This is a genomic window from Candidatus Syntrophocurvum alkaliphilum, from assembly GCF_009734445.1.
GTDB classification, from domain to species: domain Bacteria; phylum Bacillota; class Syntrophomonadia; order Syntrophomonadales; family Syntrophomonadaceae; genus Syntrophocurvum; species Syntrophocurvum alkaliphilum.
Genome location: NZ_CP046457.1, coordinates 1867014 through 1880766, shown reverse-complemented (window position 1 = coordinate 1880766; position 13753 = coordinate 1867014). Strand labels below are relative to the sequence as shown.

Annotated in this window: 20 protein-coding genes; 18 read left to right on the top strand and 2 right to left on the bottom strand. The window is 34.0% G+C overall.

Annotated features, from left to right (window positions below; genetic code table 11):
* Window positions 1-158 precede the first annotated feature (158 nt).
* The 6 genes from flgL (at window position 159) to SYNTR_RS11750 (ending at window position 6477) form a co-directional block, all read left to right on the top strand.
* Window positions 159-1088: a flagellar hook-associated protein FlgL gene (gene flgL, locus SYNTR_RS09075; protein ID WP_156204216.1), complete on the top strand. Its 930-nt coding sequence runs from the start codon at window positions 159-161 to the stop codon at window positions 1086-1088.
* A gap of 162 nt (window positions 1089-1250) precedes the next feature.
* Window positions 1251-1805: a DUF6470 family protein gene (locus SYNTR_RS09070; RefSeq protein WP_156204215.1), complete on the top strand. Its 555-nt coding sequence runs from the start codon at window positions 1251-1253 to the stop codon at window positions 1803-1805.
* Window positions 1806-1994: 189 nt separating this feature from the next.
* On the top strand, window positions 1995-2468 hold the full coding sequence (fliW, locus tag SYNTR_RS09065; RefSeq protein WP_197079087.1) for a flagellar assembly protein FliW: 474 nt from the start codon (window positions 1995-1997) through the stop codon (window positions 2466-2468).
* Window positions 2469-2471: 3 nt separating this feature from the next.
* Window positions 2472-2705, top strand: coding sequence for a carbon storage regulator CsrA (gene csrA / locus SYNTR_RS09060; RefSeq protein ID WP_156204213.1), 234 nt, complete (start codon window positions 2472-2474; stop codon window positions 2703-2705).
* A 180-nt stretch (window positions 2706-2885) separates the two neighbouring features.
* Window positions 2886-4715 (top strand): flagellar filament capping protein FliD, encoded by a 1830-nt coding sequence (fliD, locus tag SYNTR_RS09055; protein ID WP_156204212.1) that lies wholly within the window; start codon window positions 2886-2888, stop codon window positions 4713-4715.
* 418 nt (window positions 4716-5133) lie between these two features.
* A complete protein-coding gene (locus tag SYNTR_RS11750) occupies window positions 5134-6477 on the top strand; it encodes a flagellin N-terminal helical domain-containing protein (RefSeq protein WP_156204211.1) in 1344 nt (447 codons plus the stop codon).
* A 69-nt stretch (window positions 6478-6546) separates the two neighbouring features.
* On the opposite strand, the gene SYNTR_RS09045 is transcribed toward SYNTR_RS11750, so the two are convergent.
* Entirely contained in the window at window positions 6547-7566 is a 1020-nt protein-coding gene (locus tag SYNTR_RS09045; protein WP_243140176.1) for an integrase core domain-containing protein, read from the bottom strand.
* Window positions 7567-7733: 167 nt separating this feature from the next.
* On the opposite strand from SYNTR_RS09045, the gene SYNTR_RS11745 reads away from it, so the two are divergent.
* The 12 genes from SYNTR_RS11745 to SYNTR_RS08990 all read left to right on the top strand — a co-directional run bounded on the left by SYNTR_RS11745 (window position 7734) and on the right by SYNTR_RS08990 (window position 12461).
* Complete coding sequence (locus tag SYNTR_RS11745; protein WP_279285950.1) at window positions 7734-7856, top strand: hypothetical protein; 123 nt, start codon at window positions 7734-7736, stop codon at window positions 7854-7856.
* Window positions 7857-8328: 472 nt separating this feature from the next.
* Entirely contained in the window at window positions 8329-8592 is a 264-nt protein-coding gene (locus SYNTR_RS09040) for a type II toxin-antitoxin system Phd/YefM family antitoxin (protein WP_156204210.1), read from the top strand.
* On the top strand, window positions 8582-8902 hold the full coding sequence (locus SYNTR_RS09035) for a type II toxin-antitoxin system RelE/ParE family toxin (RefSeq protein WP_156204209.1): 321 nt from the start codon (window positions 8582-8584) through the stop codon (window positions 8900-8902). Before SYNTR_RS09040 ends, SYNTR_RS09035 begins: the two co-directional genes overlap by 11 nt.
* A 55-nt stretch (window positions 8903-8957) precedes the next feature.
* Window positions 8958-9356: a hypothetical protein gene (locus SYNTR_RS09030; RefSeq protein ID WP_156204208.1), complete on the top strand. Its 399-nt coding sequence runs from the start codon at window positions 8958-8960 to the stop codon at window positions 9354-9356.
* A gap of 96 nt (window positions 9357-9452) precedes the next feature.
* Complete coding sequence (locus tag SYNTR_RS09025; protein WP_156204207.1) at window positions 9453-9680, top strand: hypothetical protein; 228 nt, start codon at window positions 9453-9455, stop codon at window positions 9678-9680.
* Window positions 9658-9906 (top strand): hypothetical protein, encoded by a 249-nt coding sequence (locus SYNTR_RS09020; RefSeq protein WP_156204206.1) that lies wholly within the window; start codon window positions 9658-9660, stop codon window positions 9904-9906. Before SYNTR_RS09025 ends, SYNTR_RS09020 begins: the two co-directional genes overlap by 23 nt.
* 219 nt (window positions 9907-10125) lie before the next feature.
* A complete protein-coding gene (locus SYNTR_RS09015; RefSeq protein ID WP_243140175.1) occupies window positions 10126-10371 on the top strand; it encodes a hypothetical protein in 246 nt (81 codons plus the stop codon).
* 375 nt (window positions 10372-10746) lie between these two features.
* Window positions 10747-11004: a type II toxin-antitoxin system prevent-host-death family antitoxin gene (locus SYNTR_RS09010; RefSeq protein WP_156204204.1), complete on the top strand. Its 258-nt coding sequence runs from the start codon at window positions 10747-10749 to the stop codon at window positions 11002-11004.
* Between the two features lies 1 nt (window position 11005).
* The gene (locus tag SYNTR_RS09005) at window positions 11006-11320 is read left to right on the top strand and encodes a type II toxin-antitoxin system RelE/ParE family toxin (protein ID WP_156204203.1); all 315 of its coding nucleotides are present in this window, start codon (window positions 11006-11008) and stop codon (window positions 11318-11320) included.
* An 82-nt stretch (window positions 11321-11402) separates the two neighbouring features.
* Entirely contained in the window at window positions 11403-11723 is a 321-nt protein-coding gene (locus SYNTR_RS09000; RefSeq protein WP_156204202.1) for a hypothetical protein, read from the top strand.
* A gap of 124 nt (window positions 11724-11847) precedes the next feature.
* Window positions 11848-12153: a type II toxin-antitoxin system RelB/DinJ family antitoxin gene (locus SYNTR_RS08995; protein ID WP_156204201.1), complete on the top strand. Its 306-nt coding sequence runs from the start codon at window positions 11848-11850 to the stop codon at window positions 12151-12153.
* Complete coding sequence (locus tag SYNTR_RS08990; protein ID WP_156204200.1) at window positions 12150-12461, top strand: type II toxin-antitoxin system RelE/ParE family toxin; 312 nt, start codon at window positions 12150-12152, stop codon at window positions 12459-12461. The genes SYNTR_RS08995 and SYNTR_RS08990 overlap by 4 nt, the downstream gene beginning before the upstream one ends.
* A gap of 153 nt (window positions 12462-12614) precedes the next feature.
* Here SYNTR_RS08990 and SYNTR_RS08985 read toward each other — a convergent pair whose 3' ends face one another.
* Window positions 12615-13502, bottom strand: a complete 888-nt coding sequence (locus tag SYNTR_RS08985; RefSeq protein ID WP_156204199.1) for a glycine betaine ABC transporter substrate-binding protein — start codon at window positions 13500-13502, stop codon at window positions 12615-12617.
* Window positions 13503-13753 lie beyond the last annotated feature (251 nt).

The following is a 13753-nucleotide window of genomic DNA, read 5'->3' as shown; positions in this document are numbered from 1 at the left end:
TATTAATTATGAATTCTTAATTAAGGAAGGAAAAGCAAAGCTTTTCTAATTTAAAAAATTGCATTGCAATAAATTATAATAAAAAAGGAAACGAAAGTTTCCTACCCACAATTAAAAATTAAGAATTAAAAATTCAAAATTAACCCGGAGGGTGAATTATGCGAGTAACAAACACAATGCTAGTAAACGACCTAAACAGAAATCTAAACAACAACATGCGCCAAATGGAAAATTCCCAGCGCCAACTATCAACTGGTAAAAAACTAAACCTCCCATCAGATAACCCTGGTGGCTTGGTTAACTCCTTGCGCCTGCGTACAAACATAAACGAAGGTGAAAGATATATATCAAACTTAGGTGAATCCATAAACTTCATGGAAACAACCGACTCAGCACTAAACAACACTACCCAGATAATGCACCGAGCCCGTGAACTAACAGTAAAAGCCAAAACAGGCACCAACGATACCGGAGCACTTCGAGCTCTTGCTGATGAAATAGAAGAACTCAATGACGAACTAAAAATGCTAGCAAATACTACCTATGGAACTAAACACGTATTTGCCGGCACAAATGTAACCGAAGCACCTTACAAAGAGGGCGAAGATCCAGATAACCCCCATCAATGGAATGGCAATGATAGATCAATCGAAGTTGAAATATCAGCTGGTATAACCATGCCTATGAATTTAAATGATAAAGATATGTCCCACTTTTTCATGGGAGTTGAAGAAACAGAAGATACTGATGGAAAAGAGGGTGTATTTGATTTACTAGATGGATTAGTAGAGTCTATTCGTGAAGGTGACTCTGACGCAATGGACAAAGCCTTAGGAGATCTGGATGTTAAAATAGATGACCTACTTTCAGCTCGCTCAACCATAGGAGCCAGAGTAAATAGACTAGAACTACAAAAAAATCGTCTAGAAGATACCCAGATATCATATAACGAACTACTATCACAAACCGAAGATGCCGATATGGCAAAAGTAATAATGGAACTAAAAATGCAAGAAAACGTCTACCGAGCCTCCCTCTCCGCAGGAGCCAGAATAATCCAACCCAGCTTAGTAGACTTCTTAAGATAAAAAAATAGACACAGACTCCCACAGACGTAACAGACTTACACAGAAAATTAATAAAAGATACGAGCGAAGCTTAAAAAAACAAAAAAAGAAGTCAGCGTAAGTCCAAAAAGTCAGTGTGTGAGCAAAGCGAACCAGCGTCTATAAAAAAGGTGGTTGCCCAAAATGCAAATAAACATAAATCAACAATTCGCCCAAATAGGAATAAACACAACAAAACCATTCCTAGGGCTGAATACGGTTCAACCCCAACTACAAATAAATACCCAAAAACCAGAAGTACAAATACAAAAACAGCAACCAAAAGTTCACATAGACCAATCCCAATGCTTTGCCGACTTCAACAAAAGAGCACCGATAGAATTTGTTAACTATCACTCTCAGAAAGCAAAATCATCCGGCATCCAAGCCATCGGCAAAATAGCCGCCGAAGGTGATATGCTGGCTAAAATAGAAGGAAACATAACCGTTCAAGACCTAGCAAAAAGAGCCATGGACACCCAAAAAGACTTCAACGTAGAAGCAATACCAAAACAAAGACCAAACATAAACTTTGAAAAACACCCAGTAGAAATAATACCCCAAAAAGGAACCCTAGACATAAATATAAACCAAGGAACAATACAACAAGACTTCCAATGGGGAAAAGTAGACATATACCTAAACCAAAAAAACTACCTAGAAATAAACTTCATCCCCAAAAAACAAATAACAGCATAGCTATGAATGGCGAAGCGGCTAGACATTAAACCAGATAGCGCAGCGACTCAGAAATAAAAAATAGACACAGAAAAAACGAGCGAAGCTCGTAAAAAACAAAAAAAAGTCTGCGTAAGTCCAAAAAGTCAGTGAGTGAGCAAAGCGAACCAGCGTCTATTAAAAAACCCCAACTCAGAAAGGAGACCTAAAGTGAAAATAAACAGCCCAATCCTAGGCCAAATAGAAATAGAAGAAAAAAACCTAATCACCTTCGAATCCGGCATTCCCGGCTTCGAAGACCAAACTCAATTTGCGCTAATCCCCATGGACGATAACAGCCCATTTTTCTATCTCCAAGCTATAAGAAACCCAGAATTATGCTTAATACTAACCGACCCATTTAGCTTTTTCTCCGACTACAAAGTAAAGCTAGATGATGAACACCTAGAAAAACTAGAAGTAAAAAAAGACGAAACACCAATAATCGCAGTCTACTGTATACTAACAATACCCGAAGACTTCAAAAAATCAACAGCAAACTTATTGGCCCCTATAGCCATTAACCATAAAACAAAAAAAGGACTTCAGTTTGTCTCTGAAAAATCCGAATATACTACTAAGCACTATATTTTCAATCAAACTAAAGACCAGCCCCAAAAAGCGGCTGTAAATGAAGGACCATAGCCTATGCTAGTACTTAGTAGAAAAAAAGGCGAAAGCATTATAGTAGGGGACAACATAGAAATAAGTATAATCGACATACAGGGAGATTCCATAAAAATAGGAGTAAACGCCCCCAAAGACGTAAAAATATACCGAAAAGAAATCTACGACCAAATAATACAAGAAAACATTCAAGCAACCCAAAACATAAGCAACCTAGGTAAAAACCTAGACAAACTAAAAGACTATAAGAAGTAAACTTCTAATTTTTAATTATTAATTTTAAATTCTTAATTAAGGAAGGAAAAGCAAAGCTTTTCCCAATAAACAACTCGCGAAGCGAGAAAAACAAAATAAAAAAGGAAACGAAGTTTCCTCACCATAATTAAAAATTAAAAATTAAGAATTCAAAATTACCGACCAAAGGGAGGGGTAATTGTGTACGGCGTAAACAACATAAGATTCGGCGGCATAGCCAGCGGCCTCGATACCGAAGACATCGTAAATCAGATGATGAAAATAGAAAAAATGAAGGTAGACCGCCACCACCAACAAAAACAAGTTCTCGAATGGAAAAGAGAAGACTATCGCGAACTAAACTCAAAATTTCTAAACCTAAGAAACGAAGCCTTTGATATGCGATTACAAAGCAGCTACATGAGCAGGGAAGTTTCATCATCAAACGAATCAGCTCTAAGCGCAACCGCAGGATCAAGTGCCATAGAAGGAAATTATGAAGTAGAAATAAAAGAATTAGCTCGTGGAGTAAATAAAACTAGTGATGTTTTACAGTCAAATGATGACATATCCAATCTTAAAGCTCAGTTTGGGGAAGATATTGGTGATGAAGTATCATTCACTTTAAAAGGTCAATCAGGTGAACAAGCATTTACATTTAATACTGAAGAAGTTAGCATACACAATGTAGTAAGAGAAATAAACAATGCTAACCTAGGCATCCGCGCTAACTACGATGCTAATATAGATAGATTCTTCTTAATGACAACTGATACTGGTACTAATTCAGAACTATCAGTTTTGACAGATGATGGCTTTTTGTCGGACCAACTAAAGCTTAATTTGGATGAAAGTACTACTTTACAAAGTACAGAATCATTAGGTGAAAGTATCAATACAGATGAAAAGTTAAAGGAAATATTCCCCGAATTAGTTGGTGAATCAGATGTATTTAATATTTCAATAAAAATAGGCAAAGATGTAGAGGAATTAAGTTTTGGTGCCAATGATAATATCGATACTATTATAGATGAAATAAATGATAAATTAGGGGAAGATGTAGCTAGTTTTAATGATAATAAATTTAGTATCAATGGTGACGAAGAAAATAACGTCTCCATCTTGTCCGATGAAGAAGGCTTACTAACCAACATATTCAAACTACAAATGAGCAGTGAAACAGGTGTAAACTCTAAAATAAACTTCAATGACATGGAGGATCTGGAATTCCAAAGCAATGATGTAGAAATCATGGGCATAAACATGAACCTACAACAAGCTGGTGAAACCGTAAACCTAACAGTCAGCAACGACACTGACGCAGTAGTAGAAAAAATAACCGGATTTGTAGATAAATACAATAAAATTATAGAAAACATAAGCACTAAGCTAGGTGAAGAAAGGCATCGTGATTTTCCACCATTAACAGATGAACAAAGAAGAGCCATGAGTGAAGATGAAATAGAAATGTGGGAAGAAAAAGCTAGAAGTGGACACTTTAGAGCTGACCCTCTTTTAAATAGCATAGCTTCAAACCTTCGTATGGCTACATCCTCACCAGTAGAAGGCATAGAAGGTGACTATCAACAACTATCTGCCATAGGCATAAGTACTCAAAATTGGCAAGAACAAGGCAAACTCCACGTAGACGAAGACAAGTTAAGAGCAGCATTATCTGATGATTTAGAAGGTGTTATCCAATTATTTACTCAGGATAGAGTAGTTGAAGAAGACGAAAACGGAAATGAAGTAGTTGAAAAAGGCCCTGGAATCGCACGTGCATTGCATGAAGCAGCAGGCAACGCCATAGACAGTATCAGACAAAGAGCCGGCATAGATGGACTATCCCATGATCCAAGTTTTCTAGGTCAACAAATAAGTCGTGAAGAACAACGTATAGCAGACATGAAACAAAGAATGATAAGAACCGAAGAAAGACTATGGAGCCAATTCTCAGCCATGGAAAGAGCCGTGGCAGAAATGAACAGCCAAAGCGACTGGCTAGCCTCACAACTAGGACAAATGGGCTAGCTTCAGTCAAGCAAGCTTGACTGAAGCAATTCTTAATTTTAAATTTTGAATTCTTAATTAACGAAGGGAAAGCAAAGCTTTCCCTTTTAATTTTAATAAAAAAGGAAACGCAAGTTTCCTAACCATAATTAAAAATTAAGAATTCAAAATTAAAACCTTGTCAAAGTTCGTTAAAGTCTATGCTTACCTGTATCTATTCACTAAAAAAATGACAAAATTTCAAATTTACCTATAAACTTCCTGCCAAATTATCCGATATATAAAATAAGGCACAAAAAGTACTACTCCAAAGCAAAGGGGGGAGAGTTGAAATAGTCTAAAGGTCGATACTACTTCATCGACTCCACAGTACTAAATGTGTTGAAAAAAAACGCCCTACAAGGACGTAGGAGCTTATTATTCAAGGAGGAATAATTATATGATTATTAATAACAATATGATGGCAATGAACACCCACCGTCAGTTGACACTCAACAACGCAGAAGGTGCACAATCAACAGAGAAACTATCATCAGGACTAAGAATCAACCGTGCTGGTGACGATGCAGCCGGTCTATCCATCTCAGAAAAAATGAGAGCCCAAATCAGAGGACTGCAACAAGCAGAAAGAAACGCCCAAGACGGTATCTCATTAATCCAAACCGCAGAAGGTGCACTAAACGAAACCCATGATATCTTACAAAGAATGAGAGAGCTAGCAACCCAGGCAGCTAATGACAGTAACGTAGAAGTTGATCGCCAAGCAATGCAAAACGAAATGAATCAGCTAACATCAGAAATAAATAGAATAGGAAACACCACCGAGTTCAACACCCAAAAGATACTTCAAGGTGAAGGGGTAGATCCGGAACTAAAAGGTGACTTAAATCTTCCAAAAGCAGGTCTAGATGATGTGCCAGCATATCTTGAGGGTGGGGAATTTATTCCTGCGAAAAAAGCAGCTATTCAGATTCAGTTTGCTCAGGATGCAGTTGAGTCATCAACTGATGACACTAACAGAGTGTTAGATGAAGACATAACAGTTAGCCTAAACGGACAAGATATTAAACTAAACTTTAAAAATGAAGATGATAGTACGACTTTTTCTACTGGAGACATTAATATCAATGACGCTGGAGACGATGTAGATATCTACATCGAAGATGGAATGTCAAAAGAACAAATTACAAGACTTGCAGAAGAAGCTTTAAATCAAGCAATTGCGGTTAATGAATCGATAGATGCTGAAGATTACAATATTTCTAGAGATGAGAATGCATTAACTATTGCTACTGTAGCAACTGGTGCAGGTCAAGAAATTCAGGCAACTGGTTTATTAGATGACAATGCTGGTGGAATTGAAGCTGCAGACTTAATGAACTACTCTGCGGGTGGCTCTTTAACAGCAGCTAGCTTTACAGCTAGTGATGTAACAGGAACAGGATTAAACGCTATAAGAAAATATTCAGAAGCAACTGTTGATTTCGATCTTGATACAATTAAAAACCAAGTTTTAAACCAAGGTATCAGTGAAGACAATACAGATTACTTTACAGCGGCAGGGGCTCTTTCCGTTGATGGCTTAGTAAAACACTTAGAGGGTACTGGATTTACCATTGGCCAAGAAACCATTGAGTTCTTCGATGGTTCTGATGGGTGTCCACTTCAAAAAACATATCTAAACACCAAAATTAACATTAAACTACAAGAATACAATAAAATACAAAAAACATTACATAAAAAACAAGCTTTTAAGTTACAAATAATAAAAAATATTCAATAAATATCCATGTTATGCCACACTTATCCGAAAGTTGCATAGAAAAAATACAATAATATTACAAATAACAACTTAAGAGGCCTTATTATATGTATGGTATAGCCCGCCTAGGACTGGAGTTGATTTAAGCTTGGAATTTTTAGCTTTTGTAGGTAAATAAGTAGGTGAAGGAATTGGTGTATTGCCATTAATTCCTTGGTGGGTGCGATGGGTATTATAGTAATCTTCTATGTATTCTTTTAGTAAATTATTAAGATGTTTTTCATTTAAAGGAATTATGTGATTTAAAAGCTCTTGCCGTAAAATGCCAACAACTCTTTCGGCATAAGGATTTTGCCAAGGAGACTTTATAGAGGTTTTTTTAGCTTTTATACCTGAAAAATTCAAAAATTCCTGTACAGATTTAGCTAGAAAAACAGGATCATTATCATGAATAATATATTTAGGTTTATGATCATAAGGTGTTGTATTTCTTAATTGTTGCTTTAACCAATCTGCGTTTGGATTAGTAGTTACAGCAAAGTGTTCAATTTTTCGGCTGCCGTGATTAATTATTACTAAAACATAAAGAATTTTAAAAGTTAAAGTGGGCATAGTAAAAAAGTCCATTGCCCAAGTATTTTTTGCATGGTTTTTTAGAAATGTTCTCCAAGATTGAACCTGTTTTTTTGAGGGAGGTTTTTTTGTTTGGGGAAGATACTTAGCGATAGTATTTGGAGCGGGAGCATTTTTAATATTTAAAAGAATTAGCTTTTCATGTATTTTTTCGGGAGATAATAGAGGGTTTTCTTTATGTATTTTTTTTATAAGATTTATAACCTCTAGCTTTATTGGTGATCTTCCCTTCTTTTTAGATTTTTTAAACCAGTAAAAAGAAAATGCTGTTTTGTGCCATTTTATAATTGTTGCAGGTTTAAAATAAGCTATAGTAAAGTCCCATTTATCATAAGTTTTAGAAAGCAACACCCATAGTTGGCGGAAAGCTGGAGTAGCTTTAGGTTTGGGGCGTTTTTTTGTTTTAATATCATGTTCACTTAATGCAACTATTGAGCGCAAAGCAATGACTTCATGTTGGAGTTGTTTTTTGGTCATAAAATAAGTTGATAAAAAGCAATAAACATAATATAACCATTCTTTAATGAATTTAAATAAAGCAGTAAAATTGATATGCAATGTTTGCTCAACTCCTTTTCAAAAATATAAATTAATTCTCTCATACATTATGAACCACAAAGTGATGGCAAAAGCAGGTGAAAGAAATGGAAAAAGAACTAACTGATAATATACTAATATCACTAAATACCATGGAAGAAGCAGTAGAATATCTAAGAGAAAAACTTAGTGATGAAATCGCACCTCAAAATGGTAGCATTGATACTTAAGCAGAATGCCTAATAAAGATGAAGAATAAAGTAATCTCCAATTTAATACATCAATATATAATAAAGCTCCAGTTATTCCTTTAATAAGGATTAGATTGGAGCTTATTTATTTACTGTAAAAAAGTAAATCCATAGCTCACATCCTTTAATTTTTATCTATTAGAATTATGGCATGGATTTAGTCTTTAAATATAGGTGTTAAGATTTTGACGCTTACGTTTATTAAGCAAGCTTATCAACTCCCCAACCTCCTATGTAATAATATACATAGGATTCTATTTTATGGTGGAGTACTTTTCAATTATTGTTTTAGGGTATTTTTAAGTTATACCTAAAAATGATGCGAAGAAAGCTGAGTCAGGAGACAACTTATATTGATGAGATTTTATAAATTAGATGCAGTCTATATAATATCAGACATAATTATGCTATAATTAAGCCACGATATAAACATGTGGAAGGAGTGGTAATTATGCCTGATATTAGACCCATTAAAGATTTAAGAAACACAACGGAGATTTCAAAACTATGTCATGAGAATAAAGAGCCGATTTTTATTACGAAAAATGGCTATGGTGACATGGTTGTAATGAGCATGGAAACCTATGAGAAAAAACTAGCTAAAGCAGAACTCTATGAGAAACTAGCAAAAGCAGAAGAGCAGCTTGAAAATGGAAAGCCCCTGGAAGATGCAGCAGATGTCTTTAAGAGATTAAAGGATAAGTATGGAAAATAAAAATTATCAGATTAAATTCACACCTATTGCCAGTGAAGATTTAGATGGAATTTATTACCATATCTCAAGAGAATTACATGCTGAAGGGGCGGCAGTAACTCTTATGGAGAAAATCGAACACAGTGTTATGCGGCTTAAAGATTATCCTTTCTCCTGCAATTATGTAGAGGATGAATTTCTAAAAAATAAAGGATACCGTAAGCTTACTATCAATAACTACATTGTATTTTATCTGGTTGATGAAGAGAAAGAGCAAGTCAACATCATGAGAGTTTTATACGGAAGACAAAAATATCAAAGTTTACTTTAAGAGCATCTGATCATATGAGGAAAAAGGTGACGAATTAACCAAAACCTGTATTAAAGTGAAGGGAATATTACCAAAAAGCGTTAAAACATTTGGTCTTTCAAGGGTTAGTGGAGGAAATGACCAAATTTTTCATGACAGACTTTCAAATTCTATAAGTGGTGTGGCCAAGAAATATCCTTCTGTAGTAGTACCTGTTCCAAACGATGTAAGTGATAAAATAATAGAATACTATATTAATCTCATTGATGGCTGTGATAGGAATGATATACCTGAAGTGAATTTAAAGGTTTTGTGGCCTATAGATGTTGATCAAAAGTTAGGTTATAAAGAAATGACTCAGAAAGTAAATAATTTTTCAGGTTATAAAGTGGTAAAAAACATCTTAGGAGAAAAAAAGAAGATGAGAATCAAGTACAAAATAGAAATGAAAGAATTAAACAATTTGAATTTATAGCTAAGATGTTAATGGATCTTTTAGATAATGATAAATTTAAAGCTGTTGAATTATGGTGTGGTATAGCAATTTGGTTTTCGGGCAGAAGCTAAAGCTATGATAAAAGAAGGCGGCAAACTAAGTGCAGAAAAAGTAAGTGATCGCATAGTAGATTTTGCCAAAGCTATATCAGGTGGAGATAAGGATAAAATAGAACTATTAAAAGATGCAATTAAACAAGGATTTGAAGCAGCATCAGCTGCCTTAGGAGGTCTACCCGAAGTATCAGAGCAAACCTATGATTTAGTAATGCAAAAACTAGATGCCTGGATGGAGGAAGGATAGTATTAGTTATAACTATTACAAGAAATTATTAGACTGGGTAAACAATAGACTGCAGGTTTTAGATGAAATAGAAGAAAAACTATACCAAATGAAACAATTAGCTGAAATGGTACAAGAAGGTAATCTAAGTCAGCAGCAAATAGAAGATATAAATAAAGAGTTTAAAAAGTTAGAGAGTGAAGTAAACGAGCTAGATGAAAAAAGTAAAAATTATATAAGTCATTAAAAGACTTCTTACTAATAGTGATGGTGTAGAAGTCTTTTTTGTATTCAGAATCAAGATAAATTCCATTAAATTGAAAATATGATATAATTATAATAGAGTAAATGTTATATATTAGTAAAACGAAAATAACTATCAAATGGAAAATAGATCCTGTTGTTTTATTGATTTAAGATACAAGGTATAATACTTTTAAAGTATTTTTCTTAAATATCGTTAGGAGTGAAAAATTTGAAGATTGTAAGGAAAGTTGCCAATAGTGATGTATTAGCTAGTATTATAGACATTCCTGATGAGCTTAAAAACAAAAAAGTTGAAATAATAATTTTACCATATGAAAACATAGAAAATGCCGATATAAAAAAGCAACACAGCAAAAAAGTGCGTGGTGTGCTAGGAAGCTATAAAAATGAAAAGCTCCAGTCAAAAGAAAAGGGAGCTTTTATGAATGCAATGGTTGAAGAATAGTATTAGTTAATAACTATTACAAAAAATTATTAGATTGGGTAAATAATAGACTGCAGGTATTAGATGAAATAGAAGAAAAACTATACCAAATGAAACAATTAGCTGAACTGGTACAAGAAGGCAATCTAACTCAGCAGCAAATAGAAGATTAATAGGGAGTTTAAAAAGTTAGAGAGTGAAGTAAACGATCTAGATGAAAAAAGTAAAAATTATATAAGTCATTAAAAGGCTTCTTACTAATAGTGATGGTGTAGAAGTCTTTTTCTATGAATATAATGAAATATAACAAAGCAAAGAATATATTAAATAAGGAGTAATTTCAAATACATATCTTTTTTATGATATAATATTGATAACCTAAAGGAGGTGTTTTTAATGCCTGTAATCAGACCTAGCTCAGATTTAAGAAATAAATATAATGAGATTTCTGAGTTTTGCAATGAATATAATGAGCCAGTTTTTATTACTAGAAATGGTCAGGGAGATCTTGCTGTTATGAGTATTGAAACTTATGAAAAGCTTGTGGGTAAGTTTGAGCTATATAAATTGCTTGACGAGGGGATGGATGCAATGCAAGAGAAGAAGGTAAGATCTTTTAAAGATGCATTGTCAGATATACAAAAGGATTTATAGTATGGCAACGTACGATATTCAAATTACTAAACCTGCAGAAAGTGATTTGCTAGAAATAATATGGTATATATCTAAGGAGTTATTAGAGCCTGAAACGGCACAAAGAGTGATTTCTAGAATTTCAAATGCAATTATATCATTAGGAAGTATGCAATTTAGACATGCATTAGTAAGTCATGAATTACTTGCTCAAAAAGGGATTAGAAAGATAGTAGTTAATAATTACATTGTTTTTTATATTGTAGATGAAGAGAGTAAAATCGTTACAATAATTAGGGTGCTTTATAATAGAAGGGACTGGCAGAATTTCTTATAACTGAGCATATGCCAGACACAAACTAAAGTTTAAAAAGGTACAGGGGAGATTAAAAAACAATAAGAGTTGGCGTGGGAGGAATATGTACCTTAAGCTAATACTAGAAGAAAATGATTTAGACGCGTTAATTGAATTTGTAAGAGATGATCCGAGTAGAATAGAAGAATTTGCATATTTATTAAATGATAGGTTTAGTGAAGAAGTTGTTGATTTATATAAAATACATATTAGAACAAAAGCAAATAATTCATCAAAAAGAACAGATTACCGAGGAGTATGTGAAATACTGAAAAGGTATAGAAAGATAGCTGGCAAGGATAAACAAAAAGATATGGTTAATGAGCTAAAAATTAATTACAAAAACAAACCAGCATTTATAGATGAACTTAGCAAAATAATATAAACCAGACAAGTCCCTGTCCCTTGTCTGGTTTTAATAATATCTAGATATGATTTCGGATTGCTAGCGGGCATCTTGCATATCGCAATACAATTTAGTATATTTTAATTAAAAGGAGGTGCCCGTTATGGCAAGAACATCAAACATATTTGCTCGTGTTGAGCCCGAAGTCAAAAAACAGGCGGAGCTTGTTTTAGAGCAGCTTGGTATTCCGATGTCAAAGGCAATCGAACTTTTCCTTAGACAGGTTGCACTTCAACGAGGTATCCCATTTGATTTGAAGTTATCGCAAAGTAAACTACAGTCAATAAGTGCACTTACTGAGGAGCAATTCAATGCTGAAATCGAGAAAGGCTTGTCAGACCTAATTGATGGAAGAGTCGTTTCTGCTGAAAGTGTAGCTGAAAAAATGTCACGGGATTATGATATATGAAATGGAATGTAGTTTATACCGAACAAGCGGAACAAGACTTGCGCAGTATTTTTGAGTATATTGCATTTGCTCTGCTTGAGCCAGAAATTGCAAAAAATCAATCACGACGAATCATGGATGCAATTGCAAAGCTGAATAAAATGCCAAAGCGGTATCATCTTTATGAGAAAGAACCTTGGTATAGCAAAGGCTTGCGGGTTTTGCCAGTGGATAATTATTTGGTGTTCTATCTGCCCGTTGAATCAAAAACAACGGTTGTGATTATCCGTATTATGTATGGTGGTCGTAAGATTGAAGAACAATTGTAGCAAACGAAGCAGAAGACTAATACATAGACAAGGGGACCGGGACTTAATAGGTTGAGTATATCTTAGATTCCGTTATAAATGAACAAACTAGCTTTTAGTTGTTATTATTTACACGGAACCTAAGACATTCTCTTTAACTTCCTCTAATTGATTTTATTTATAAGCTTCTGGAAGCCAATTGTTGACTAAATCTTCGTTTTCTTCAACCCACTTAGCGGCAGCTGATTCACTGGTAGCGCCTTCTTCTTCAGCAAGTTCAATAGCACTAGCTAAATCATTTACATCCCATTCAAAATTAGAGATTAATTCATAAACTTCTGGCATATCTTCGTTTAAACCTTTTCTTGCAATAGTGCCTATGTATTCTTCTTCTCCATAAAGTCCTTTAGGATCTTCTAAAAATTTCAGATTCCAACGACTAAATTTCCAATGTGGAGTCCAACCTGTAACAGCTACCCATTCATCTCTTTCAATTGCTCTACTTAAAGCGGCTGTCATGGTAGCATCAGTACCTTCAACTAGATTAAATCCTTCTAAATCATAATCTATAATTAGTTGTTCAGTAGCAGCCATCATTGAAGCTCCTGGATCAATTCCAACTATTTCTCCTTTGAATTTGTCTTTATATTCAGCCATTTCTTCAATAGATGAGATTGTAACATAATCAGGTACAACAAGACCTAAATAAGCTCCCTCAGTATTAATGCCTACAAAATCAAAATCATCACCCATAGTATCCATATAGTTTTTATGAGTAACAGGTAGCCATGCTGTAGTCATGAAATCCCCATCACCACTTACTAGTCCTTCAAACATAGCACCAACAGATAAAGGCATTACTTCTACATTATATCCCATTTTATTTTCTAATATATCAGCTATTACATAAGAAGATGCAGTAGCACATACCCACTCAACATAAACAATTCTTACATCACCCTTGTGTTCTTCATCACCTTGTAAACCACAGCCCATTATAGTAATTGAGAAAATAAGTAAAATACTTAATGAAATAACAAGCTTTTTGCTTTTTATAAACATTAATTCTCCTCCTTTAAACCCCTTATTTTAATTATGTGATAATTACTGTCCTAGATAGTTTTTGAAAAATAGAAATCTAGCTACCTTTACTTAGTGTGCACCTCCCAATTTTTAAATTCTAAATCTCTATTACAAAAACTATTATTTAAGTAAAATATCTTCAAAAAATATGAAAAATGAACAATTTTAAAACATATTAAGTTAATTATAAATTAAATTTAATAATTAACAAGCATATTTATTTAATGATA